27 protein-coding genes are annotated in these 25,020 nt (G+C 45.3%); 15 read left to right on the top strand and 12 right to left on the bottom strand.

Going from position 1 to position 25,020, the window contains the following annotated elements; genetic code table 11:
• Window positions 1-27 precede the first annotated feature (27 nt).
• Window positions 28-867: an isopenicillin N synthase family dioxygenase gene (locus tag AAA946_RS19685; protein WP_338166458.1), complete on the top strand. Its 840-nt coding sequence runs from the start codon at window positions 28-30 to the stop codon at window positions 865-867.
• Window positions 868-937: 70 nt separating this feature from the next.
• On the opposite strand, the gene AAA946_RS19680 is transcribed toward AAA946_RS19685, so the two are convergent.
• A complete protein-coding gene (locus tag AAA946_RS19680; protein WP_338166457.1) occupies window positions 938-2,035 on the bottom strand; it encodes a mechanosensitive ion channel family protein in 1,098 nt (365 codons plus the stop codon).
• Between the two features lie 219 nt (window positions 2,036-2,254).
• The gene (msrB, locus tag AAA946_RS19675; protein WP_338166456.1) at window positions 2,255-3,388 is read right to left on the bottom strand and encodes a peptide-methionine (R)-S-oxide reductase MsrB; all 1,134 of its coding nucleotides are present in this window, start codon (window positions 3,386-3,388) and stop codon (window positions 2,255-2,257) included.
• A 127-nt stretch (window positions 3,389-3,515) separates the two neighbouring features.
• Between msrB and AAA946_RS19670 the strand changes: the two genes are divergently transcribed.
• From AAA946_RS19670 to AAA946_RS19655, 4 genes are all read left to right on the top strand, one after another.
• Window positions 3,516-3,914 carry an OsmC family protein gene (locus tag AAA946_RS19670; RefSeq protein ID WP_338166455.1) on the top strand — a complete coding sequence of 133 codons (399 nt, stop codon included), beginning with the start codon at window positions 3,516-3,518 and terminating at the stop codon, window positions 3,912-3,914.
• A gap of 5 nt (window positions 3,915-3,919) precedes the next feature.
• Window positions 3,920-4,801, top strand: a complete 882-nt coding sequence (locus AAA946_RS19665; RefSeq protein ID WP_338166454.1) for a YdcF family protein — start codon at window positions 3,920-3,922, stop codon at window positions 4,799-4,801.
• Window positions 4,802-4,922: 121 nt separating this feature from the next.
• The gene (locus AAA946_RS19660) at window positions 4,923-8,141 is read left to right on the top strand and encodes a response regulator (protein WP_338166453.1); all 3,219 of its coding nucleotides are present in this window, start codon (window positions 4,923-4,925) and stop codon (window positions 8,139-8,141) included.
• 168 nt (window positions 8,142-8,309) lie between these two features.
• Window positions 8,310-9,227, top strand: coding sequence for an alpha/beta fold hydrolase (locus AAA946_RS19655; RefSeq protein ID WP_338166452.1), 918 nt, complete (start codon window positions 8,310-8,312; stop codon window positions 9,225-9,227).
• A 98-nt stretch (window positions 9,228-9,325) separates the two neighbouring features.
• Here the strand turns inward: AAA946_RS19655 and AAA946_RS19650 are convergent, their stop codons facing one another.
• On the bottom strand, window positions 9,326-10,708 hold the full coding sequence (locus tag AAA946_RS19650) for an MATE family efflux transporter (RefSeq protein ID WP_338166451.1): 1,383 nt from the start codon (window positions 10,706-10,708) through the stop codon (window positions 9,326-9,328).
• 97 nt (window positions 10,709-10,805) lie between these two features.
• Between AAA946_RS19650 and AAA946_RS19645 the strand changes: the two genes are divergently transcribed.
• The gene (locus AAA946_RS19645; protein WP_338166450.1) at window positions 10,806-11,711 is read left to right on the top strand and encodes a helix-turn-helix transcriptional regulator; all 906 of its coding nucleotides are present in this window, start codon (window positions 10,806-10,808) and stop codon (window positions 11,709-11,711) included.
• Window positions 11,712-11,725: 14 nt separating this feature from the next.
• Here the strand turns inward: AAA946_RS19645 and trxC are convergent, their stop codons facing one another.
• Window positions 11,726-12,163 (bottom strand): thioredoxin TrxC, encoded by a 438-nt coding sequence (trxC, locus tag AAA946_RS19640; RefSeq protein ID WP_338166449.1) that lies wholly within the window; start codon window positions 12,161-12,163, stop codon window positions 11,726-11,728.
• A 236-nt stretch (window positions 12,164-12,399) separates the two neighbouring features.
• On the opposite strand from trxC, the gene AAA946_RS19635 reads away from it, so the two are divergent.
• Complete coding sequence (locus AAA946_RS19635) at window positions 12,400-13,488, top strand: ketoacyl-ACP synthase III (protein WP_338166448.1); 1,089 nt, start codon at window positions 12,400-12,402, stop codon at window positions 13,486-13,488.
• A gap of 89 nt (window positions 13,489-13,577) precedes the next feature.
• Here the strand turns inward: AAA946_RS19635 and AAA946_RS19630 are convergent, their stop codons facing one another.
• On the bottom strand, window positions 13,578-13,832 hold the full coding sequence (locus AAA946_RS19630) for a putative hemolysin (protein ID WP_338166447.1): 255 nt from the start codon (window positions 13,830-13,832) through the stop codon (window positions 13,578-13,580).
• Window positions 13,833-13,989: 157 nt separating this feature from the next.
• The gene (locus AAA946_RS19625; RefSeq protein ID WP_338166446.1) at window positions 13,990-15,447 is read right to left on the bottom strand and encodes a DUF3943 domain-containing protein; all 1,458 of its coding nucleotides are present in this window, start codon (window positions 15,445-15,447) and stop codon (window positions 13,990-13,992) included.
• Window positions 15,448-15,629: 182 nt separating this feature from the next.
• On the opposite strand from AAA946_RS19625, the gene AAA946_RS19620 reads away from it, so the two are divergent.
• Entirely contained in the window at window positions 15,630-16,148 is a 519-nt protein-coding gene (locus tag AAA946_RS19620; RefSeq protein WP_338166445.1) for an NUDIX hydrolase, read from the top strand.
• 21 nt (window positions 16,149-16,169) lie between these two features.
• Entirely contained in the window at window positions 16,170-16,829 is a 660-nt protein-coding gene (locus AAA946_RS19615) for a potassium channel family protein (protein WP_338166444.1), read from the top strand.
• 6 nt (window positions 16,830-16,835) lie between these two features.
• On the opposite strand, the gene AAA946_RS19610 is transcribed toward AAA946_RS19615, so the two are convergent.
• A complete protein-coding gene (locus tag AAA946_RS19610) occupies window positions 16,836-17,360 on the bottom strand; it encodes a DUF4174 domain-containing protein (RefSeq protein ID WP_338166443.1) in 525 nt (174 codons plus the stop codon).
• A 128-nt stretch (window positions 17,361-17,488) separates the two neighbouring features.
• Here AAA946_RS19610 and AAA946_RS19605 point away from each other — a divergent pair, with 128 nt between their 5' ends.
• Entirely contained in the window at window positions 17,489-17,971 is a 483-nt protein-coding gene (locus AAA946_RS19605; RefSeq protein WP_338166442.1) for a LabA-like NYN domain-containing protein, read from the top strand.
• A gap of 12 nt (window positions 17,972-17,983) precedes the next feature.
• Window positions 17,984-18,373, top strand: coding sequence for a nitrous oxide-stimulated promoter family protein (locus AAA946_RS19600; RefSeq protein WP_338166441.1), 390 nt, complete (start codon window positions 17,984-17,986; stop codon window positions 18,371-18,373).
• A gap of 4 nt (window positions 18,374-18,377) precedes the next feature.
• On the opposite strand, the gene AAA946_RS19595 is transcribed toward AAA946_RS19600, so the two are convergent.
• The gene (locus AAA946_RS19595) at window positions 18,378-18,848 is read right to left on the bottom strand and encodes a DUF3429 domain-containing protein (protein ID WP_338166440.1); all 471 of its coding nucleotides are present in this window, start codon (window positions 18,846-18,848) and stop codon (window positions 18,378-18,380) included.
• Between the two features lie 307 nt (window positions 18,849-19,155).
• Here AAA946_RS19595 and AAA946_RS19590 point away from each other — a divergent pair, with 307 nt between their 5' ends.
• Window positions 19,156-19,980 (top strand): hypothetical protein, encoded by an 825-nt coding sequence (locus tag AAA946_RS19590; protein WP_338166439.1) that lies wholly within the window; start codon window positions 19,156-19,158, stop codon window positions 19,978-19,980.
• On the opposite strand, the gene AAA946_RS19585 is transcribed toward AAA946_RS19590, so the two are convergent.
• The 4 genes from AAA946_RS19585 to AAA946_RS19570 form a co-directional block, all read right to left on the bottom strand.
• On the bottom strand, window positions 19,977-20,672 hold the full coding sequence (locus AAA946_RS19585) for an EAL domain-containing protein (protein ID WP_445206113.1): 696 nt from the start codon (window positions 20,670-20,672) through the stop codon (window positions 19,977-19,979). The two genes, AAA946_RS19590 and AAA946_RS19585, sit on opposite strands and share 4 nt — an antisense overlap.
• Before the next feature lie 396 nt (window positions 20,673-21,068).
• Window positions 21,069-21,857 (bottom strand): lipase family protein, encoded by a 789-nt coding sequence (locus AAA946_RS19580; protein WP_338166437.1) that lies wholly within the window; start codon window positions 21,855-21,857, stop codon window positions 21,069-21,071.
• Window positions 21,858-21,936: 79 nt separating this feature from the next.
• Window positions 21,937-22,569 (bottom strand): hypothetical protein, encoded by a 633-nt coding sequence (locus AAA946_RS19575; RefSeq protein WP_338166436.1) that lies wholly within the window; start codon window positions 22,567-22,569, stop codon window positions 21,937-21,939.
• 57 nt (window positions 22,570-22,626) lie between these two features.
• Window positions 22,627-23,271: a helix-turn-helix domain-containing protein gene (locus tag AAA946_RS19570; protein ID WP_338166435.1), complete on the bottom strand. Its 645-nt coding sequence runs from the start codon at window positions 23,269-23,271 to the stop codon at window positions 22,627-22,629.
• Between the two features lie 199 nt (window positions 23,272-23,470).
• On the opposite strand from AAA946_RS19570, the gene AAA946_RS19565 reads away from it, so the two are divergent.
• The 3 genes from AAA946_RS19565 (at window position 23,471) to AAA946_RS19555 (ending at window position 24,983) form a co-directional block, all read left to right on the top strand.
• Entirely contained in the window at window positions 23,471-23,707 is a 237-nt protein-coding gene (locus tag AAA946_RS19565; protein WP_338166434.1) for a DUF2164 domain-containing protein, read from the top strand.
• Between the two features lie 167 nt (window positions 23,708-23,874).
• Window positions 23,875-24,417, top strand: a complete 543-nt coding sequence (locus AAA946_RS19560; RefSeq protein ID WP_338166433.1) for a cytochrome b — start codon at window positions 23,875-23,877, stop codon at window positions 24,415-24,417.
• Entirely contained in the window at window positions 24,414-24,983 is a 570-nt protein-coding gene (locus AAA946_RS19555; RefSeq protein ID WP_338166432.1) for a YceI family protein, read from the top strand. Before AAA946_RS19560 ends, AAA946_RS19555 begins: the two co-directional genes overlap by 4 nt.
• Window positions 24,984-25,020: the final 37 nt, after the last annotated feature.

The following is a 25,020-nucleotide window of genomic DNA, read 5'->3' as shown; positions in this document are numbered from 1 at the left end:
GCATCATAACGACAAGAAAGTAAAGTCATGAAATTAGAAACGGTTGATTATCAAGCGGCGGATGCTGCTGAGCAATTTGTCACATCACTACGCGAAACAGGCTTTGGGGTACTTAAAAACCATCCAATCCCACAGCAACTGGTAGAGTCTATCTATGAAAATTGGTATCAGTTTTTTATGTCTGAGCATAAAAGCGATTATCAGTTTAATGTGGAGACACAAGATGGTTACTTTCCTCCGAGTGTGTCGGAGGTAGCCAAAGGCCATAGTGTGAAAGACATCAAGGAGTACTTCCACGTCTACCCTTGGGGACAAATTCCACCGGAGCTTAGAGCACAGATCCTTGAGTACTACGACAAAGCTAATAGCTTTGCCAAAGAGTTGCTAGGTTGGGTTGAAGCGCATGCGCCTATTGAAGTACAAGAGAAGTTTTCTATCGCGCTATCTGAAATGATCAACGGCAGCGAGAAGACACTACTTCGCGTACTGCATTATCCACCAATGACAGGCGATGAAGAGCCTGGCGCGATTCGAGCGGCTGCGCATGAAGACATCAACCTATTAACAGTGTTACCTGCTGCGAATGAACCTGGTCTGCAAGTGTTGAGCAAAGAAGGGGATTGGTTAGATGTCCCTTGTGACTTTGGTAACCTTATTATTAACATCGGTGACATGCTTCAAGAAGCGAGTGGTGGTTATTTCCCATCAACGACACACCGTGTCATCAACCCAACCGGAGAAAAACAGGAAACGTCACGTATTTCGTTGCCTCTGTTCTTGCATCCAAACCCAGATGTAGTGCTATCTGAAAAATATACGGCGAACAGTTACCTAATGGAGCGCCTTCGAGAGCTTGGTGTGATCTAATCTCGCGTTTTGGTCTCTAGTGACAAACAGCAAAAAGGGCTCATAAGAGCCCTTTTCTATATCCGCTTGATTACGGCTGAATAATGTTTGTTGACTGAGCCTCGTTGTTAGCCATCTTGATGGGGTCAATTTTTAGCGTTTGCGTTGGATACGCGATGTCAGCACCATGGCTGTGAATAATCCCCATAATTTGCAGCAATACGTCTTGCTTCACTTCATGATAGCGTGCCCAGTTTACTGTCTTAGTAAAGGTATAAACAAAAAAGTTAAGTGATGATGGACCAAAGGCATCAAAGTTAACCATCAAGGTTTGGCGACTATCAATGTCTTTGTGGCTTTCTAGCATGAGTTTTACCTCGTCTACAATGGCCTCCAGCTTGTCACCATCGTCGTAACGCAGCCCAATGGTCTCGTAGATCCTGCGGTTCAGCATACGTGATGGGTTCTCAACCACAATATTACTGAAGACAGAGTTCGGCACGTACAGCGGTCTTTTATCAAAAGTGCGAATAATGGTCATGCGCCAACCAATGCGCTCAACCGTACCTTCAATAGCTCGGTCTGGAGAGCGGATCCAATCTCCGACTTTAAACGGGCGGTCGAAGTAAATCATCATACCGCCAAAAAAATTGGATAGCAGATCTTTAGCGGCCAAACCGACAATCAAACCACCGACACCACCAAACGTTAGCAGACCTGAAAGGCTTAGCCCCAATGCCTGCATGATGGTGAGAATACCAATAGTGACAAAAAACAATCGGGCAACTTTAGCAATGGCTTGTACTGTTGTTTCATCACGCTTTTTTTGCGCTAAAACATGCTCTTCCACATTCTGGATCAGCCGCAGCGCAATCCAAATAAAGGTCGAAATGACGAGGATAAGGTCGATTTTTCCCAGCCAAACCGTATCTTTATCTGAGTGTGAGGCAACAATAAGCCCCACGGATACCGTAGCGGGCCACACCCAAATGAGAGCACTGACTGGCGTCTTAACGGCGCGGATAACGAGATCATCCCACGCCAGCTTGGTCTTGGCGGTGATTGACTCGAGTCGGCCATAAACAATACGCCAGATAAGCCAAAGCACGAAGCTACCAGCTGTGATGAGTAACACATTGCTAAGCCAATCATAACCAAATGACTCAACATAGCGTTGTAAAAATTCCATAGAACCGTTCATAGAAACGACACTTGTTAATTATCAATGGGTTAATTATCTGTTATTGCGACGAAATTTCAAAGTAGTCATTTGCAATCACCCTCATTGTTAACGTGGTTGGAGTATGGCGGATAAAGAAACGCGACATCAGAAAGGATCTTCGATGTCGCGTGCGTTCAAGTTTTGTTGTCGGCGCAGCGCTTGCAGCATAGGTACGCGTTGCCAAACTTACTTGTCGAACAAAGGTAGGAACTCTTCATAGCCTTGCTGCGCGAGAAGCTTTTTCGGAACAAATCGCAACGCGGCAGAGTTCATACAGTAGCGTAGGCCTGTTGGAGCAGGACCATCTTTAAATACGTGCCCAAGGTGAGAGTCGCCATATCGACTCCGTACTTCCGTTCTTGGGTATAACAATTTGTAGTCAGTAGTAGTGACAATGTAACGCTCGTCAATGGGCTTGGTGAAGCTCGGCCAGCCCGTTCCTGACTTGTACTTATCTGTAGAGGAGAACAGAGGCTCCCCAGTGACAACATCAACGTAGATACCATCTTGTTTGTTGTCCCAATAAAGGTTATCGAACGGTCTTTCTGTACCATCCTCTTGCGTTACGTGAAACTGTAATGGCGTCAGAGCCTCCTTAATGTCTTTGTCCGCAGGGCGCACGTAAGCTTTGGCTGCAGGTTGATTGGCGCGGTCGATCATCTCTCTTAGCGTTACCGGCTTGTCATTACGATCATCACCGAAGATTTCATCTAAATACTGGTCTCGACCTGAGTTGTAGCGGTAGTACTTGTACTTCAAACTGCTGTTTTTGTAGTAGTCCTGATGGTAATCCTCCGCAGGCCAAAACGTCGTGTACTCAATCAGTTCGGTCGCTAGCGGCTTTTTAAACACGCCAAGTGCATCAATTTCAGCCATAAACGACTGGGCCACCACTTTCTGTTGTTCAGAATGGTAGAAAATGGCCGGGCGGTATTGAGCACCTCTGTCTACAAAAGATCCCTTATCATCTGTTGGGTCAATGTGTCTAAAGAAGTGGTCAAGGACTTGTTCGTAACTGACCACGTCAGCATCAAAGGTCACTTGAATGACTTCAATGTGTTTGGTTTTTCCACTGGCGACTTGGCGGTAGGAAGGGTTTTCCAACGTTCCCCCTGCATATCCTGACACCACTTCCACGACACCGTTGAGTTGTTCTAGGTCGGATTCAGTGCACCAGAAACACCCTCCTGCTAGAGTCGCTGTTTGCGGGGCAGTAACGCTGGTGCTCTGGCTATTTGCCATACCAGACTGGCTAGTCAACAGAAAGGCCGCAGGTATGGCGATGATGAGTGAAAGAAGCAGTTTAGCTAAGTTGGTCATAGTTACTCCTAAGACGTGGTGGTCTAATTTCTTAATAAGACACAACAAACGCGCTAAAAATTTCAAATTCACATCGTGTCGGGTTACTATCCTTGCCGTCATTCCTAATTACCATGCAGAGGTTTATATGCGAGCGGAAGTGAAATGGATCGAAGGATTCAAATTTTTAGGTCAATCTCAGTCTGGACATTCCATCGTAATGGACGGCAGTGGTGGTGAAACTGCGCCTAGTCCAATGGAGATGGTTCTAATGGCGGCGGGCGGCTGTAGTTCGGTTGATGTAGTTGATGGTCTTAAGTCTGCGAATCAGGATGTCACTGCGTGTACCGCGAAATTGTCAACAGAACGTCGTGAGACTGCGCCACGCATTTTCACTTCGGTTAATATCCACTTTGTTGTATCCGGCAACCAACTCGATGAAGCTTTGGTTGAGAAAGTCACTAAAGACTCGCTGGAAAAATATTGCTCAGTATGTTTGATGCTGGGTGAAGGCGTTACCATGACTCACTCTTGGGAAATCGCTTAGGACTCATGGTGTGCGAAAGGGAATTCGATAACCTACTTATCGTACTTGGTAAGCGGCTTAGTCAGGATACGTTAACGCCAGAAGGTGCCTCTCGCGTAGAGGCGCTTGTTGACATTGTTGGTAGCCAAAATATGTCGAGTACCATAGTTGCGTTTTGTGGCGGGATTACCGAAGGGCAGTCACGCTCTGAGGCTAGCGCGATGTTGGCCTATTTCGATACGCTGATATCAGATGTCGATAAACATGGCATTGGCGCCATTCTCATTGAAGATGCATCAACCAACACTGTCGAGAATATTCAATTGCTGGCTCGGGAGTTAGTTAACAGCGGGTTAGTCCAGCATGGTAGTAGGCCGATTAATGTCACTTTGCTTTCTAACGACTACCACCTTTTCAGAGTCTTCACCATACAACGCCTCATGGATCAGCAAGGCTTATTAAAGTACTTGATTCGTTGCTGTGAGCGCTCAGGTCTTGCTATTAACTTATCGTACGACTCCCGCCAACATGTGCTCGTACCGTACCCACATCAAGATGTTCGCGGACGCCTTTTTGCCCAATTTGATAGACTCACCATATTTAGAGTGTATCTCGAGGGGGCTGTGGCTCAAGTATTTAGTGAACCGCTATCTGAGCTTGTTGAGGGGCCACTTCGTATCGCACTGGCTTCCTTAGTCGAGATGGAGATACTGGTTGAAAAAGATAAAGCCGCATTCCAGCCGCTAAATGAACAGCTACCTATCATCCGACGTCTTATAGAAATGGCTTCTGACACCAGCGACCTCTCTCTTTTGAAAGCCTATCTAGAACAATTGGATACCTTGCTGACGTGTCTGAATCGATATCTCGATCCCGAGCAACTGTCGTTTAGGAATTGGCAAAGATGAGAGGTACGCCAGAAAACTTGATGGTTTTATAAATTTCCTCGCCATTTCATTCGACTAACCCAATAGTTTTCCTAGACTTACTTTATCTAAACTTTCGTAGTAGCAAGTATTGGGCAATGGAATGAACAGACTTGAGCTTTGGAACAACCTGTCAATAAAGAAAAAAATGCTGTTGTTAGTGCTATTGCCTATGGCGCTAATTATCTACCTGGCCACGAGGCAGATTGGCCTATTGAATGCTCAGCTCAGTGACCTTGAAAAGGTTGAACAATTGGTTCGATACTCAGAGGTACTGTCAGATATTCAGTCAAAATCTCATGACGCGCGTCCCACATCTGGATTAGTCGATATCGACACGTCATTGCAAACCCTCAAATCTTTGGGGCCAGAGATCTTTCCCTCCGATGTGGCGGTTCGTTTATCTGGCTTGCTTGATGATTACCAAGAAACCGTGGTGTCCATCGCTGAGGCGACAGATTTTGTCGAAAAACAAGAGTTGGTGGAATGGCAGGTTGATACCTACAAACAAATCATCATGATTATCGAGCAATCTCCTGCAAAGGGTGTGTTGCCTATCGTCAATGGTTACATGGTCGCTCTATCTCAACTTGAGTGGTTGGTGTTTTGGGCCGACGAAGAGATCTGGCAAACCCAAGCTTTGGTTCAAGCCTATCAAGAGGGTGAGCGTGGAGATCAATACAGTAAACAAGAGATAGCGAATTTAGTTCAAAACCAGCAGTTGTTTGTAGAGCGCTTTGTGGCAATCAATGCTGACCCTATGCAAGTGAACCTCTTGCTTGATTCTTTTTCTAATCCAGCGTTCGAAGAGAGCAGTATTTTTAGAAATATCTTGCTGAGTAATCAGGGTATTTTTACGCTAACTAGTCCTGAAATTAGAGCGGGATTAGATGCACTAAATTTGCGCTCGAATCTTATTCAGGGTGTTTCTTTGGCGATTGAGGAACAGTTAAGACAAGAAATTCGAACTCTAATCTCTGGGTTTGAACAGCAGCGTATCGCGTTTCTTTCTGCTGTCACATTGCTTACCGTCATGTTGATTGTCCTGGGTATCAGTTTTGCGTTGCGAGTGACTCGAAATCTCGGTCTAGTTTTGACGTTCTTGGAGCAAAAAGACGAAGGACAAGCCGTTTCGTTAAGTCGGAAAATCGGCGGTAAGGATGAGTTGAGCCGTTTTGCTAAAGAAGTTGAACGCCTCACTCATGAACGAAGGGAAGGGGAAAAGCGTCTTCTTGAGGCGAAAGAGGACGCAGAGCAAGCCAAAGAAGACGCAATTCAAGCAAGCAAAGCAAAAAGTAGCTTCTTAGCCAACATGTCACACGAAATTCGAACGCCACTTAACGGTGTGATTGGTATTTCTGAAGTGCTCTCAGATACAGACCTTACCGCAACGCAAAAAGATTATGTTGATACTATCGAAACATCCTCGCATTTGCTGCTAAGTCTTATCAATGACATTCTTGATTTCTCGAAAATTGAGTCGGGAATGCTGCAAATTAACCCTCACTCTACGTCTATTCGCGAGACTATTTACGACATCGCTTCCATTGTGGCACCGAAAGTTAAAGAAAAAGGTATTGAACTGAACGTCGACATTGATGCCAATGTACCGTTTCGAGTGCTTGCCGATGACCACCGCATGCGCCAAGTACTCATGAATTTTATGTCTAATGCGGTGAAATTTACTGAAGAAGGTAGCGTGACTATCGGGGTTCAATATCAAGGAGAGTCGGACAACCTCGCCAATCTACTGTTTGAAGTGAAAGACTCTGGGATAGGTATTGATAAACAGCGTCAAGCGAAGATTTTTGAAGCGTTTGCTCAAGAAGACGATTCAACGACGCGACAGTTTGGCGGCACAGGGCTTGGACTGGCGATCAGTACTCAGTTGATCGAACTTATGGGGGGCAAAATCCAGCTTGATTCAGTGAAAGGTGTTGGTAGTCGATTCTATTTCACCTTACCGCTGGCGATAGATGAAAGAGATTATCAACATCGTACTCCACTTAACTACGATGAGCTTGTCATGGTGTGTAATTCAAGCGCTTACGAGGAGCGAATTAAGCGTGACTTAGCGTTCTATGGTATGACCGTGGATAAGGTGGCACCCTCATTGGCAGAGCTCAACGTTGCGAGTTTGGAGACGAAGACCATCCTGATATATGTTGACGGTGGCAGTGTCTCTTCGGAAAAAGACAGTCAGCGTTTTGCCGAGATTAATGGGCTAGGTACCGCCATTTGTCTGATTCGACAGTTTGATTGTGCGAACAAAGACTTCGGGCGAAATATTTGCGCGTTGATTACCTATCCATTGTTGGGAAATAGATTACTAAAATCTATAGAAGCCTGCTGTAAGTCATTAGCGCAAGGCAGCATCCATGCAAGTAGTCAAAGTAGTGGGATCGATCATCGTATCAGCGTTTTGCTGGTGGAGGATAATCTGGTTAATCAAAAAGTCGCGACGCTGCATTTGAAGAAGATTGGCTGTGACTACGATATTGCCAACGATGGCCAGGAAGCGGTCACGCTGTTTGAAAAAAACCAGAACTATACCTTTATACTCATGGATTGCATGATGCCGGTGATGGATGGTTTTGAAGCAACGGAAATGATTCGGGCAACAGAGCAGAGATTGGAATTGGCTCGTACACCAATTATTGCTCTTACAGCGAGTGTCGTGGATGACGATATCCAAAAGTGCTTTGACTCAGGGATGGATGACTACGTCCCTAAACCGTTTAAAGCCGAGATCCTCAAAGAAAAGATTGTGACCGCCATTGAGTTAAAGCAGCAAGAACTGGGTAAGCAACAAAGCTCGATAGACGTTGCGCTCGATGTACCAGTGACTGCTATAGACTCAACTGAAGCGTTAAACGCCAGTTTTGAAACCACGGCCAACGATGGCAAGGATATCATTAGTCTTAAAAATCCGTCGGTTCAGGAAAGTAGCGTCACAGTACTGTTGGTTGAAGATAATCTCGTCAATCAAAAAGTGGCCTCACTTCACCTAGAAAAGGCAGGCTATCACTATGATATTGCGGAAAATGGCGCTGAGGCTGTGGAGCTGTTTCAGCGCAAAGGAAGCTACGACGTCATCCTTATGGATTGTATGATGCCTATAAAGGATGGATTTGAAGCAACGCAGGAAATTCGTGATTTTGAAAGGCAGCAAGGAATGGCTCCAACGCCAATCATAGCGCTGACGGCGAGTGTAGTGGATGACGATATTCAAAAATGCTTTGATGCCGGAATGGATGCGTATGTACCTAAACCTGTAAGGAGAGAGAAACTGCTTCATGAAATGAGTAACTATCTATCTTAGCTTACGCTTTAGCTCGTAATGTGTTGTGCCGCCCTAGTTATATGGCGGCATTATTGTTAGGAGTGAGGGTAAACTATGCCTTAGTCTCATAGCTTACCAACGGCCGCATCTAGTAAATTCACATCGGCTTTCTACAATACCCTTCCTTTTGTAAAACCGAGACTTGCAATGACTTTAATCGTGGCATTGATTGCTATCTTTTGTCTCTTGCTACTATTGCCGTTATTGGTGAATAAAGAGACTTACTCACTTAATGAAGTGCACCGTGCTGAAGCGCCTGGTCAATTCATCACTACTCAGTTGGGTCATGTTCATTATCAATTAGAAGGCGCACCAGACGCTCCTTTAGTCGTGTTTGTTCATGGGTTTTCTGCACCTTCATATATGTGGGATAACAATCGCAAAGTAGTGGCTGATGCTGGATATCGTGTTTTAACGTTTGACTTGTATGGTCGTGGCTATTCCGCACGCCCCAATGTGAAGTACGACAAGCAACTGTTTGTCGAGCAAATTCAGCAACTAACAGAGCAATTAGCCCCGAATACGCCATTCCACATTATAGGTTTGTCAATGGGCGGAGCGATCACATCGGCGTTTGTTGCTAAATACCCAAACAAAATTCTTAGTGTGGGCTACGTTGCCCCTTTTAATCAGCCAGTCGACATTGGCCCGTTAACACTACCTGTCATTGGTAAATGGCTTGGATACTTGTTATTTATTCCTAAGCTTCCTAGCAATCAGGCGAATGATCTTGTTAAGCCTGAACATTTTCCCTATTGGGCGGATAAGTTTAGTGAGCAGATGATGTATAAGGGTTTTCGGAGAGCGATTATCAGTACTGGACGTCATCTTATTGCTAAAGATCCGAGTGGCGATTTTGCGGCCGTTGGTGAACTGTCAATACCTAAACTCTTATTGTGGGGCACGGAAGATAAGGTGATTCCACTTTCAGATGCAGAACGTGTAGTGAGTTTGTTAGGCGATGACACTCGCCTGGAAGTCCTTGAGGAAGCTGGCCATGCCATGCAATACGAGTGCTATGACAGAGTTAACCCTAAAATTTTGGACCACCTTAATCGGGCATAGTAATAGCGTTAGTGCCCCGTGAGTTATGCTCAGAGAGAAACGAAGCAAAGCCCATGCGGGCTTTGCTTTTTTTATCGCTAAGATGCCCGTTATACAAGCTAAACGCTGGCGAGTGTCAGGTTATTCATCCAATACCGTTTGAGGTAGCGATGGAAGCACAGTGAAAATTTGACGACCTCTTCAAATAACATGCAAGCGTAGACCCATTTAAAATCGAGCCCCAGAACAAAAGCGGCATTTGCCGTTAATGGTAGCCCAACCATCCACATGGCAATGAAGTCCATCCTTAAACAAAACTTATTGTCACCGCCAGCCCTAAGAATGCCGTTAATAATGATCAAATTGAGCATCCTAAGCCAAATAGCACCACATAATATGGCCATAGCAGGTGAGGCGATAGGGTGAAGTTCAGGCGTGTCTAAGTTTAGCCAAGCGAGTATGCTGTCACGGCCTAATAGCAGCGCTGAACCAATCACCAGTCCAAACACAAATACCGCCTTAATAAAGGTTTGAGACATACTAAATGCCTGTTCAAACTCGTCTCTGCCTAAGGATTGACCGAGTAAAATAGAGCAAGCTACAGAGATGCCAAAGAACAGGGAGTAGCACAGTGATTCAAATGGACCCATCATGCTAAACACAGCCAATTCAGTTGTCCCCATATGACCAAAAATTACTTGGTACATCAGCGTACCCATCGCCCACAATACCGCGTTTAATGTGGTAGGGATGGCAAGTGACTTATAAGAGTTCCAAAGGCGTGACGAGTTATCTAAAACTTGCTCGGTTATTAGCCAATGGTGGCGTCTATTTAAGTAGCCCCAGATAAAGGCCACTTGCAATAGACGAGAAATGGTCGTCGCTAGTGCTGCCCCTGCAACCCCCATCGCCGGCACACCCAAGCCACCTTTGATGAGCCAAAAGTTAAGCGCAATATTAATGACTATTGTCAACGCGCCGAGTACGAGCGGCGTCACCGCATCTCCCGAAGAGCGCATGGCAGATTCAGCGACAATCACAATGTGCGTCAAGATGAGAACAGGGAAGGCATACCAAAGATAGGTCGCTCCAAGCTCGATAACACGGGCATCGGTCGTCTGTAGCATCATGATGTAGCCAGAGAACAAAGTAATGACGAGTGTTACTGGCACGAGTAACTTTGCACCAAAGATCATGGAGAGTTGGGTAATGGTTTTGGCGCTAGTTTTGTCATTGCGCCCCCAATATTGTGCAACAAGTACACCGTTCGCTGATGCCATCCCTGCCATGATCATGATGGCCACAAAATGCCACTTGGAGGCAATGCCAACTGCTGCTGTCGCTTCTTTACCAATATCACTTACCATTAGCACATCCGCGAGTGCCAAAATGGCGACGAGCGCACTTTGAATGGCGACTGGAAAGCCGAGTTTTACGACAGCGGACAAGAGTTGATTTTGAGCCACACCGTTAGATGACTTATGATGGTGGTGAGTTGTCATAGCTGCCTCCTAGTTTGTTCAATTAGGTAAAAGAAGATCACGGAATGTGAGTTGGGTAGAAACGTGGCTAATATAAAAAAAACGGCATTGTGAAACCATGTTCAAAAATAGACAAAACCTGTGCAAATCCGTCATTGACCAATTTGACAGCAAAAAGGATTGGGTGGACGAAGTCTACCTGTCAGAACTGTGTGAAGAGCGCTTTCTCTCAGCGAGTGATATTCCTGAGTTTGCGACTGAGGATATTTTTATGGCGGGGATGGCCAACCTAGTGGATGGTTACCATGTAGAGCGCCGAGGTGTGGATGTTCACACTATTCTCTTTACCATTGAAGGTGGCGGTATTTTGATTACTGAAACGGAAGTCACCGCGATTGAACCTTATTCAGTGGTGGTGCTCCCAGCACACACTTCGTTTCGGTTTGAGATAAACCCTCAGTATCAACATTGGCGAATGATTTGGTTTTTGCCTAAGCAATCTTCAAGATGGGCTATGTTTGCCAAAATTGGTCAGAAGGTATTACCTTTTAATGGCTGTGAACGCATTTGGGCTCTCATGACCTTGCTGTATGTGGAAATTGGTGGCCGGGCTAGTTATCGTAAACTGTTGGTGAGTGAAGTGTGCCGTGTCATTACTGGCTTTGAGTCACAAACCAATGACTCTACGGTGCGTGTTCAGGCATTATTCGCTCAGATAGAGGGGCAATTGCATTTGCCGTGGACGGTCAAAGATATGGCCACTAAAGCGTATTTAAGCGAGGAACAACTGGCAAGGATCTGCAAACAGCTATACGGTGTATCACCGCGGGCGAGGTTGATTAATTTGCGTATGGAAAAAGCGTGTGACCTTCTTGAGAACAATGATTGGTCCGTATCGATGATTGCCGAGCGCCTTGGCTACCGTGACCCGTTTAATTTCACTCACCGATTCACGAAACAGGTCGGTTGTTCTCCTTCGGCTTACCGCAAAAGAAAACTGTCGACACCGACCCTGAATGACTGAAGCGGAATTAAAGGTTAGCTTTTCATCAATGCTTGATTGAGCCATTGGTCAAATTGAGATTTTGGCAATGCCCCGTTAATGGTATCGAGTCTTTGACCGCCTTTAAATACCATGATGGTTGGGATACTGCGAATTTGAAACTGTGCTGCCAGTTGTTGTTGTGCTTCGGTATCGATTTTGACAAATCGGACTTCACCTTGACGCTCTTGAGCGACTTGTTGAAATATGGGGGCAAAGCCAACACATGGGTTACACCAGGTCGCCCAAAAATCGACCACAACGGGTTGTTTGCTGTTTAACAACGTTGAGAAGTTATCCGAAGTACCTTCTATAGGGGCGCCATCGAGCAGTGGTGACTTACAGCGGCCACAATTTGGTGACTCGGCGATTCGGTCGACGGGTAATCGATTCAAACCTTGGCAGTGTGGGCAGCGGGTGTTGATAGTGGACATGACTTTTCTCCTGTTGTTTTTATTTACAGACGAACAACTTACTGCGCATTATATTCCAATGATGGTGAATGGAAGTTCGAATTTTACAAATCAGACTTCTTTGCGCCAGTGAATGTGAGTATACTCAGTCGTCTATAGTCAAGATAAGCAAGAAATCATCCATCATTATTAATGCTTAGTGATTGATATGGCTTGTTTATCTTGATTGGCGAAAACTATAAAAAAATAGGTACACAATGACAACTTTTTACGCCGAAATTACTGGGTGGGGTAAGTGCCTTCCACCAGCAATTCTCTCAAACCATGACCTCAGCACAGTAATGGATACGTCAGACGAGTGGATTCGTACTCGTACCGGTATTGAAAATCGCCGTATTAGCCATGTCAATACGTCAGATATGGCGACAGTGGCAGCAAAACACGCGATGGCATGTGCGGGTATCTCGGCAGACGAGGTTGACCTGATTATCGTCGCGACATGTTCTCCCGATTCGTTGATTCCAAATACGGCTTCTCGCGTTCAGCAAAACTTGGGCGTACCAGCCGCCGCGGCCTTTGATTTAAATGCAGCATGTACAGGTTTTGTCTATGGCCTAGAAACTGCGACGAAAATGATTCAGTCTGGTAACTATCGAAATGCTATCGTTATCGGTGCAGAGCGTTTGTCTTTCTTTATTGACTGGACCGAGCGCGATACAGCGGTATTGTTTGGAGATGGCGCTGGTGCAGCGGTATTGTCACGCACAGAAAACAAAGTCGGTCTTCAAGATGCGCAAATTGGTTGTGACGCTAAAGGCCGCGATATTTTGGCTGTGCCAAAGTTTGGTACATCAATGGAGCGTTTTGCTGCGGACAATGGTTACTTCGAATTTGATTTCATCGGTAAAGAAATCTTCAAACGAGCAGTGAAAGGGATGGGCGCAGCGGCGAACACGGTACTGTCTCGTTCTAATTTGACCAAAGACGATATTGATGTGGTGATCCCACACCAAGCAAATATTCGCATCATTCAAACGCTGTGTGATTTGTCTGGTATCGAACAAGAAAAAGCGTTCGTGAACATTCAAAATTACGGCAATACGTCGGCAGCAACTGTGCCAATCGCCCTGTGTGAAGCGCTTGAGCAAGGCAAAATCAAGCCAAATGATGATCTATTATTGGCGGCATTCGGTGCTGGTCTTACTTGGGGTGCTGGTCACATCAAGTGGGGTGAACGAGTAACACCAGTTGCAACCAGTGATGCTGCATTGCCGGCGTGCGAGAGCTCTGCTCTTGAACTCATGGCGACAGCAATCGAGCATTGCAAAAACAAGCCAAGCAAATAATTGTAGCCTGAACTGACTATTATAAGTTGGTAAGATTGCAAAAAGGCCAGCTCGTCATCGACGGGCTGGCCTTTTGTTTGTGATTAGAATTAATTATCTTGTTGGTTACGTTTCTCGTAGAAATCCCATACAGTGTAACGCTCGTCGTCAGATAGCACGCAGTAAGGTACGCGTTTACCGTTCTCTGTTACACGTTCAAGCTTGTGGCCTTGTTCGACACAATAGACATAAGCAGGATCACTCTCTACGGTAATTTCATCCACATCATACTTATCAGGTTCACTGGCACAGCCTGCTAAAACACCCACTGCTACCGCGCCAATCATCCATTGTACTTTTTTCATTATCTCTCCTAGTTGGAAGTTAGGCTTTCGGTTAAGTGTAGGAGATTTCTAACAAAAAATGTTTTGATTTGGTCAAATTATCCGTAATTGCACTAAATAAAACGGATTAAAGGTTGCTGATGTCCCCAATTCCTACAAGTGCTATTTGCACGCTGCGTTAAATGTACTTGTTTCCTTCACCGAAACGGTAGATAAGTCGCGTTCCCCATAGGTGATCACGGGCGCCAGAGTTGCGATGATAATTGTATTTCCAATCAGCTTGGAGCGCCCAGTTGGCGTTGAGTGTGTAATGAAGGCCGGTACCAATGTTCCATTGAAGTTTTTTAGTGTCACGGTCTTTATTAATCATTGCTTCACCAACCCCGGCGTTTAGATAGGGTTTGAGTGCATGGTCTTCGAATAAGTAGTACTGAATGTCAAAACTGTAGTTTTCGTAGATATGCTTCTGATCATCTGTAGTGGACTCGTAGTTACCTTGCATGTAGCCAAGTCGAGCAGATAGCTGGTTGGTAAAATACAGACCCAAGGTAAACGCAGGTGCAAAGTCGTTCTTCAGGTTACGTTCTTTATCCAGTTGTGGGTAGGCAAAGCCAGCACTGACACCAACAATGCCGTAGGTGACCGGATCGTCGGTGTACTGTTGATAGCTCTTTCTCTGACGACGTTTGAGTCCATCTGCGGTTTCACCTGCACCAAACGCATACTGTACTTGCATTTGATATTTGGTTTCTACTTCACCGTTCCGCAAAACATTGGAATGCACGCCTACAAAACCAGTGCCGGCTTTAATGATTTCTTTCCCTGCGACTTGGTTTACACCACGACCCAGACTGTCCACTGGATCTAGGAAGAAGAGAGCGGTTGAGCCAAGAGCATCTGAGCCCATGACCGTGCCACCTCGTAAACGGATCTCTTTCTCTTTGTTGAATGCCCACTCGCCGTATACCCAGCCGAGTGTTGGAGTTACGACCAAATCTTGAATCGATGGAATCTCAGCAAATGCTTCGATACCATACTCCCAATAGAAGGTAGACATCAGTGCGGAGTACATAAAAGCATCCCATTGACGGTAACCGGACTTACGGGCTGCTTGATAGTAAACACCACCAAAGTAGGGGTGACCAACATAGTTAATGAGGTGATCATCCCTATCCCAAACAGGCCCAGAACGAACGTTGTCCCACCACTTGTTCATCAGCTTGATGTCTTGCTTTTCCCAGTTGGTGATCGATTCCGGCATTAAAGCCAGAACACCAGCAACCCCGATACCGTATCCAAAGATGGACTTAGTCTGAGACCAAAGTCGCTCGCTGTCCTCACCATTTTGGGGGCTAAATAGGGAAACACGATAAGGGTAATCATAGAAATCAACGGGCTCAATGCTGTCGTCTTGCCTTAGCTCCTCAAAGCTACTGTTCGTCGAGATAGAGCGATAACCCAGTGCGTTCATCGACTCACTGTAGGGTGCATTCAATTGTTCGTCGGTGCTGATCTGGTCGTCGCGCATCGCTTGTTCGAGCAAGTCCGCTTCGGTAAGCGTGGTATTGGTGGAATCTGCGAGCGCATAATGGCTTGAAGATAAAATGGCAGCAAAGAAAAGTATGGTTGATTTCATAGTAAAAGGGATAGTTTTGAATTTATGATGTTAGTTGCCTAACATCCCTTTAGGCAAGCTGGAGATGATAACATTCCGATAAATGCTTGTCTCATCACGATTTGACAAGAATTACAAGAGAACTGTAACTTGATATTTTTGTGGTAAACTTCACGAAAATTCGACTAAGTCAGAGCACAATAATGAGACAACTTACCACGGCCATTCACCCGGACATTGCCCACTTAGATGACAAAACGATTGTAAAACGAAATGCCACTCGATCTATTGTCATTGATGGCGAAGACATTCTTCTTCTGTATACGGAGCGTTATCATGATTACTCCCTCCCTGGAGGTGGTCTTGATGAGGGTGAAGACGTCATCGCTGGTATGGTTCGTGAATTAGAAGAAGAGACGGGCGCCAAAAACATCCATGCGATTAAACCATTCGGAATCTACGAAGAATTTAGACCTTGGTACAAAGACGACGCAGATGTGATGCACATGATCTCATATTGCTATTCTTGTAAGGTGGACCGGGAGCTAGGTGAGACCGCGTATGAAGATTACGAGGTAAAAAACGGCATGAAGCCGGTGTGGGTTAACATTCATGAAGCGATTGCTTTTAATGAAAAAACCATCGCAGAAAGTGATAAAAAGGGTATGAGTATCGAGCGAGAAACCTACCTGTTACATCTAATCGCGAAGGAAATGCTCTAGCATCAAGGAGATAGACATTCTATGAAATTGATGAGTAAAGACGATAATTTTTTCTTTCTACTGGGGTCACTGTTGGTGCTGTTTTTTGTCAGCGCTGTCGTGCATCAGTTTAAAGATGACGCTCAAGATTATGTGCTGGCGCTAATTATCTTGTGTATGAGTACGTCGATAGTGGGGGTACATAGAAAACAGACGTTTTACCGATCTTGGTACGCGGTGATGATCACGGTGGCCGTGACGTCTGGGGTGTTCTCTCTGTTCGAAGATTATGACTTGTCCCTAGTCACACTGTTTTCGTTGCTGTTTTTTGTGTTGGCACAGACCTTTTCAGCACTAAAACAAGTCATTATGCCGAAACAGGTCACGTTAAATCAGATTGTTGGCTCGATTTGCGTCTACTTACTTTTTGGGTTGTCGTTTTCTTTTATTTACTTGATCCAATTAGAGCTGTTCACTGCGCCGTTCAACGGATTGGAGGCTAAGCCATGGCTAGATAACTTGTTTGATGTTATTTACTTCAGCTTCGTGACCTTGACCACCGTTGGCTATGGGGATATCTCACCAGCGCTTGCGATTCCGCGTTTCTTTGTATTCTTGGAGTCAATCACCGGCAGTTTCTATTTAGCTATCATGGTTGCGAGTCTAGTCAGTAGCCATCTTGCGCAAAAAGAAAGTCAATAATTGGGTTTATATCGAGCAGCGACTGGCTGCTCGAGTCATTTCTGCTTGCCGCATTGGCATCTCATCGATGGCTTTTTTGACTTGATGCCAGTTAGTCGTCGCCCCCCAGCGCAGTTTTTCTGTTCCATCTTTGCCGATCAAAATCGCAGCATGATCACCTTCACGAATGTTGTACATCTCAAGCAGTTGGTTGTAGTTAAAAGTATCCTTCACCCAGCTTGGTGATGAGTAACCGTCTTTGGTTATGACCATAGTAACGACATCACGCTCATCTAGCGCACATTCGTTGATCAATGTCCCTAATAGAAACTCGTCTACGTGTACATCCTTGCTCGGTGCAAAAAACATCAAGCTACGATGTGACAAACTTAGAGAGTAGTCGCCATCGTGAAAGTCTGAGCCATGTGGATGCCCGCCAGGGTGTTCTTTGCTGAGATAATCATTTCCATGTCGCTCTTTCGCGTACTCAGGGTAGCCGCACGCGGTCGCGCTGAACAGTGCCGCAAGGGCAACAATACCTATGCCTTTCATAATTGCCTCCAAGCATACAACCAAAAGGTTATACGTTAAGTTTAGCTACTGAGATTCGTCTCACTTAGTTCCACTTGCGGACAATAATTTTGTTACACTGCCAACAACATAAAATGACAATCACGATTATGAACTCAGCAGCTATTTTCGTAGACGTACAAAACGTCTATTACACCACTAGGCAGGCGTTTGGTGCGCGCTTTGATTACAATGCGTTTTGGGCTTGGGCGAGTGCTCAATTCAATATCGACAGCGCTAGAGCGTATGCCATTGCGTCCCATGATCCAAAACAAAGGCAGTTTCATCATATCTTGCGTGGAATTGGCTTTGATGTGCAATTAAAACCTTTTATCCAGCGTTCTGATGGCAGTGCTAAAGGGGATTGGGATGTCGGCATTGCGCTTGATGTCTTTGAAATGGCCAAAGATGTCGACAACGTCATTCTGCTATCTGGTGATGGAGACTTTGAAATTCTCGTCGATCGTATTCAGCAGCGCTTTGGTACGCGCGTCACTGTTATTGGGGTGGCGGAACTTACCGCAAACCATTTAATAGACGCTGCCGACGAGTTTGTACCGATAGAAACTCCGTTTCTGCTTGGTGCGCGCTAAAGAGGGGCACATATGAAAAAAGCCAGTGATATCTTAATAGGCGCGCTTGAAACGGAGTTCAAAACCGTTAAGGCGATGATGGAAATTTATTGTAAGCAGCAGCATGGTTCGCATAGCCTTTGTGAACAGTGCCAAGCGCTGCTCAGTTATGCGGAAACAAAACTCGATCGCTGCCCCTATGGTGAAAGCAAACCAACGTGTAATAAATGTCCGATCCATTGCTACAAACCGGAACAAAAACAGCAAATGAAAGCCGTGATGCGTTATTCCGGGCCGAGAATGTTGCTGCCGCATCCTATTTTATCTATACGTCATCTTCTACATGAGAAACGTACTGTCCCGCCAAAACCGAAACCAGGTTGTTCCAATCGGGCGCGCCGCAAAGCGGGTCAAGCTAATTAAAACGTTATTGAGCCCCAGCGAAAGCAACAATATGCGCGACCGCTACACCAATGGTTAAGTGACTTCGTAGGCGTTGATAAGCCTCGGGAAACTCATTGCCTAACGCATTGAGTTTGATCTTCTCAACCAACCACACGCAGACATAACCCGCTAGCGCGACTAACACACCTAAACGAAACTGCTCAGGCGTAATGATAATCACCAACCAAGCGATCAAACAAATTAAGTTGCTTAGGACAAGAATTGGGAAGGAAAGTCTATGTGTGGCGTGAGCTAGCGCATGCGACCATAAGATCCCACATAGAAAGCTTAATATCACGGCGCTGTAGGCCAAAAAGATCACTCTGGTATTGGCGCCAAGGAAATTAGCCTCGGCAGTAAAAGTAGCAATACACAGCCCAAAAGGGATAAGACCGAGATAACCTAGCCAGGTCATTAGCGTAATAGTGTGACTACTTGAATGTTGATTCTCCATAATGTCTCAACGATTAATGGTTGAATACTCACAAGTTTAAGACGAGAAACAGCAAGATGCTAACTTGGGTCATGACATTTGCTGTATTGACCATGCGCGTTACTGACGTGGCAAGCTCTGTGCAGGGTAAATAGGATGGGTGATGAAAACGTGAGCCTACTAGCGCATAACAACCGACTTTCAGATGTGAGAAGGTGATATTGGATAGGGTGATTTTAGAGGGATGGAGTATATAAAATCGGAATTATTTTTGTCTGATGCTCCTTGATACTATCCCGCTCCCTGTTCCAATTTGAAACTCATACTCATGAAACGAGCACTTATTCCTTTGTTTATTTTGATGTCGTTCGTAAGCAACGCCTCTTCTTCAGTGTCGAATGATGCTACAGGCGTGAATGACGAAGACTATGGTCGTACGTTACCGTTTTTTGGCGATCGAGTACGAGATATGGGAATTAGGCTCCCAAAGCCAGTTGGTTTGTCACTGTTTACCCACCAACAAGAAGACTTGATGCAGCTCGGTGATTTCAAAATTGATGGTGAACCTGTTGATGACATCCTCCCAGATGGCGGGAGTAAAACCACCAATACCACGAGTATCGTCGCATTGCGTGGTGACGTTTGGGTATTACCGTTTTGGGGATTCAATGCCATGATTGGTAAAGCGGTGACGTCTTCCGATATTTCAATTGGTGTGAATGACTTTAAAAATGGAAATCTCGCCCGTCTTGAAGTCAATGGTATGGCGACATCTTCAACCATTACTGCCGTTGGTACGACGCTGGCTTATGGGCATAAGCAGTTTTTCACAACCATTGATGCACAATATGTCTCTACATCGGTCTCGGGCGTTGGAGTGAGCTTAGATGCGCTGGTTGTTACGCCGTTGGTTGGACTCAATATTGGCGATAGCGGTTGGCGCATAGTGGTGGGTGGTCAATATCAAGACTATCAGCGTCAGCTCAAAGGCCAGCTTGGGGACATTCGTTTTAGTGCCAAACAAACCTCAAGCCGATGGTCGACTATGGTGGGTATGCAAAAAGAATTTACCGATAACTGGGAGGCTTCTTTTATGGCCCAAAGTGGAAAAACCCGTGAAGGTTTTACTTTTATGTTAGGTAAACGATTCTAACTGACCAATTTGAGTCTAGGGTAGAGTGTTTGTGGCATTGCAAGGTGATACCCTTGGAAAAAATCGATATCAAGCGCTTTCATAGCCGCGAGTTGTTCTGCGGTCTCCACACCTTCGATCACGGTTTTGGCATTGCATTCATTCGCTACTGCAATGCCATTAATCAGTGGTTGAGTCGTCCCATCCATGTAATCGATAAGCAATTGGCGATCAAGCTTGAGGATATTTGGTTGAACCTGAGCAACGCGCTCTGGACTAGACTCTTTGCACCCGAAGTCATCAATAGCGATTAAAAACTCCTCACCGGTCAGATGTTTGGCCGCAGAAGCCAATGACTTTGGACTAAACGCCGTAAGCTCAACCAGCTCGACCACCACCCGACGACAATCAAGTTGCAAAGCTTTAAGCCGCGACATAAGCAAAGATGAGCGTATCCCTTCAGCCGCAAGACGCTCACTGGAAATAGGCAAAAAGTTAAGGAAGATCAGGCGCTCGCGGTACTGAGACATGCTGAAGTTACGAAGATGAATTGCACGACTTAATCTGTCAACGTTGAGCTGGTCGGCGAGTGTAATTTGATCGTTTTGGAAATAGAGGTTGGGTGGAATGGGATCGCCATTAAGATCGACCAATCTAACCAAGGCTTCCATACCGATAATCGCATTATTGGCGTTAAAAATGGGTTGAAACACACTTCTCAAGGTCAGATCTTTGTATTGGGCGATACAACAACCAGAGTCATCAGTCCGGATGCATTGATTGAATTGGTGTTTTTCGGTAAGGAGCATGGTCTAACAAAGAGTTTGTAATGTATCGATATCTTGTCATGGATACTGAACAAGTCAAATCGGCCCAGTGAATACAAAGTGAGACGAGGGTCACTTATTGTGTGGCCGTGATTGGGTTGTGTCCATAATGTGTACAGATTATTGGTTAAAATTGTGGCAAAAATAATGATAAATTAGATGGTTACACTTTTTATCAATGCGATGAGTGAGTTGGGTCATATAAGTTTAGGAAATATTAGTAATTGATGGTTTACTAAGTCGCTATAGGCTTTATACCTAATTTTTGAGCTGGCTCTCATTTTAACGGTCATCAAAGAAGTCTTTGTTGCGAATGTATTTGCTCATTAGGTGATAAGAGAAAGGGCGAATGACCCATGACACCAGTGAACGCCCTAAGCGAACAAGAGTGGGGGTGTTTTCATAAATACGTCCGTTGTAGAGCCACAATACCTTACCAACATGCCAGTATAGTAACGGCAGCGGGGGTAAGAAGGTTACAATGTCCAAATCACAGCAGATACGATAGGTTTTATGGGCCAGTTTGAAGCGTCGTTTAAACTGATGATTGCCAATGGCGGGCTGTCCAAACGTCACAATACGTTTGATTGACTTGGGATACTTCTTCTCCAATGCATCGGCAATAACGCAACCAATTGCTCCCCCAGAGGAGTGTCCGGTGATCGTGACTCGTTTGCCACTCTCTATCAATTCAGACGCAATCTCTACTGTGCGTTGAAACAAGCTGATCCCCAGTCGGTCCTTTTTATGGATAGGCTGACTTTCCTGATTGAGAATATAGTGGAAGCCAGCGTGGATGCGATAGCTCAAACCAAAGTGTTTACAGCTACGTTGCCACATAGCGAAAGTTAGCAGCCAGTCGGTAAGGCTGTGTGAACCTTTAATTACGATCACCGCCTCTTCCTTATCTTTGCTCCATAACACCCGAATAACGGTCTTGCCATAACGATTGGCGACGATGCGTTGACCGTTGGGGTCAAAACCATACCGTGTTTGTTTGAATACTCTCGGATAGGCTAGGTTGCATAGCACCGCGTATTTTTCATATTGGTAGCGTTTTAAACTTTTCACTATTTTGGCTATATCTCATGGGATATAGCTACTATGAAAAACCTTGATGAAGCTTTAATGACAAGTGTCGTGAAGGTGGTTACAAAGCGGAGACCGCGTAAAGCTGGACATATTTCAAAACGCGATCGCCAGAGCAGGGTTTGGTTAAAGGGTGAAGAAAGGTCACATAACTGGGATACAGCTGACAGCGCTGTGACAACTCCTGGCTCATCGATGTGTCTGACCCGAGCAATTTGACGCCCTGTTTGAGGTAGAGGGTATCGTCATCAGGTAGTGTGTCGCTCCACCAATTTATAAGTGCACGGCTTTGATGGCAGCGGCTCAACCAATGGTCCGCAAGTACAACCAAAAGATCACGTTTTTGGACGGCATATTGATACTCAGCCATCCATTCTTGTACCAAGGAAAACACATGCTCTCGACTGGTTTGATTGCCATTGACAAAGTGATAGGCCAGTACCCAAACCGTACCGTATGACGTTGTTACTCGATACGCACCACGTAGCTGGCTATTGTTCTCATCATCTAAAGCAGCAATGCTCACATCGAGCGCATGCTGCTCGAAATCGGATTTCAGTCTTCGAGAAAACGCTGCAGAAAGGTGACGGCTGGTAAGACCGCCATTATGTACAGCAGGGTAGTGTTGTAAGCACAGTGCCTGACAATCGGTCTGAAACCGTCGAAAACTCTGAACTACTGTGTCGAGAAGCATGACTCTTTCCTTGTCTCTGCATAGACGCCTAATTTTAGTTACGGTCGCCCTTGCTCTTTAAATACGCTTTTCCCAAGTGCCCCAACGAACGACACCTAAAATTTCGATCTCGTCATCTTGAACTTGATGAATGGCATTTTTAGATGTGTCGTCACCATACCAAACGTGAATAGTGGTACCAACTTTAACCAAAGTAAAAAAATCGGGGTGAGGATTGCCAGGCAGTCGAGCTAAGACAATGTCGTCATTGATCCACTCTAGCTCACGATTGACCAAAGCGACACAGTCCCACTTGTAAGAGACACTGCCGCCCACTGGATACAATACGCCGAAGCAATCTTTGTACTCTGGTGGTACCGGAATTGAGCCTTTGCTTGGCGCTTCGCCTGTTTCCAGAAGTTTACTCACCTCGGTGCGACTATAGACAGACACGGTTACGGCACTGGTGTTGGCTGCTTTTGTTAGTTCGTTAGGGTCCGTATGCTGGTCGCCAACACCAAAGCAGAGCCAGTGAGCTTGAACGTTAAAATAGGAGGCGATTAACGATAAGTCTTCGATGGATGGGTAAGTACGTGTTGGGCCTTTCGTTAGATATCGCCCAATGGTGGCTTTTCCTTTGCCGATAGCTTCAGCTAGTTCGTTGTTGGTAATTTTGTTCGCCTTGAGTAGCGCGATGATACGCTCTTGATAGCCGTAATCCATGAGTCCTCCGTAAGTTCGAAGATAGTTTAGTTTATGAGTATCAGAAATGAAACTAGGACTTTGAATAATGTTTGAAAATGAGACGTCTGCTAAACCTAAGTTCTGTGGCGCAGTATAAAAATTGATCATTTAGGTTGGAAATCATTACGTTATCGAACAAACTGGCATTCATATTTGTAACAAAAAATGAGATTTCACTATGTTTGATTCAAAGAAAAGGACGGCGATTGTGGCCGAGCTTCAAGATTATTTTGAACAAGAACTGGAGGTAGAACTCGGTCAATTTGATGCTGAGTTCTTGTTAGATTTTTTGATTAAGAAATTAGGCCCAGCTTTTTATAACAAGGGGCTAGAGGATGCAAAGGGGGTTCTTGATCGCCGTGTCGCCGATATCGCTGATGAGCTGTATGAAATAGAGATGGCTGACGATGTGTAACGTATTTTGCCATTAAAGATGACGTGTTTGATTCATGTTCGAAAATCTTGAATGACTTAATCAACAGAGCCGGGTCGCCAAAATGTCAATTTACGTAAATAATGTACTCCATAGGTTGATGACTTGTTAACATTGACAGCAAGAATAACAAAATCATGGAATTAGTGATGGCGCTTCAAGAAGTAAAGAATTACAACCCTTTAGCAAGAGCATTACATTGGCTCTCGGCAGTTGTGGTGATTGGTATGTTTGCTGTTGGTTTGTGGATGGTAGACCTTACCTACTACAGTCAATGGTACAAAACAGCGCCAGATTGGCACCGTTCGATTGGCATTTTGTTGGCGCTGGTGACGCTATTTAGGCTGGTGTGGAAACACGTTACGGTAGCTCCCAAAGTCGAAGGCAATCAATTTGAGAAAGTAGGCGCGAAAATAGGTCACCTAGCAATGTATATCGCATTGATAGTGATCTTTATCAGTGGTTACCTAATCTCGACCTCAGATGGTCGCGGTATCGAAGTATTTAACTGGTTTACAGTGCCTGGTTTGGGTGAATTATTCCCGAATCAATCAGACATTGCGGGCGAAGTGCATTTCTATGCGGCTTGGTTCGTCATACTTGCCGCCGCTGGGCATGCTCTGGCTGCGTTGAAACATCACTTTATAAACAAAGACAACACTCTTCGGAAAATGTTAGGAGTTTCGAAATGAAAAAGACACTAATCGCTACTGGAATGGCCGCGGCAATGCTTTTGCCTCTAGGTGCACACGCTGCTGACTACGCTATCGATACAAAAGGTGCGCACGCATCGATCAACTTTAAAGTTAGCCACTTAGGTTACAGCTTCATCAAGGGTCGTTTTAATACATTTTCTGGTGACTTTAGCTACGACCCTGCCAATATCGAAGCGTCAACAGTAAACGTTGTTGTTGATACAACAAGTCTTGATTCAAACCACGCAGAGCGTGATAAGCATATTCGTAGCTCAGACTTTATCGATGCTGGTAAGTTCAAAGAGGCAACGTTCAAGAGCACAAGCGTAAAAGATAAGGGTGATGGCAAGCTAGACGTAATGGGCGAGCTTACTCTACACGGTGTAACTCAGCCAATTACGATTGAAGCGGAGTTCATTGGTGCAGGTCAGGACCCTTGGGGCGGCCAACGCGCAGGCTTCAATGGCACTACTCGTCTAGAGCTGGCTGACTTCAAAATTCCAGTCATGGGCGCATCAAGCTATGTAGACATGGAACTTCATGTCGAAGGTGTTCAGAAGTAAAATCTCTAAACCATCTCGTATCAAGCCCTGAGCATTG

It is taken from the genome of Vibrio sp. 10N (genome assembly GCF_036245475.1).
Taxonomy (GTDB): domain Bacteria; phylum Pseudomonadota; class Gammaproteobacteria; order Enterobacterales; family Vibrionaceae; genus Vibrio.
This window is presented reverse-complemented; position numbering and strand designations above follow the sequence as displayed.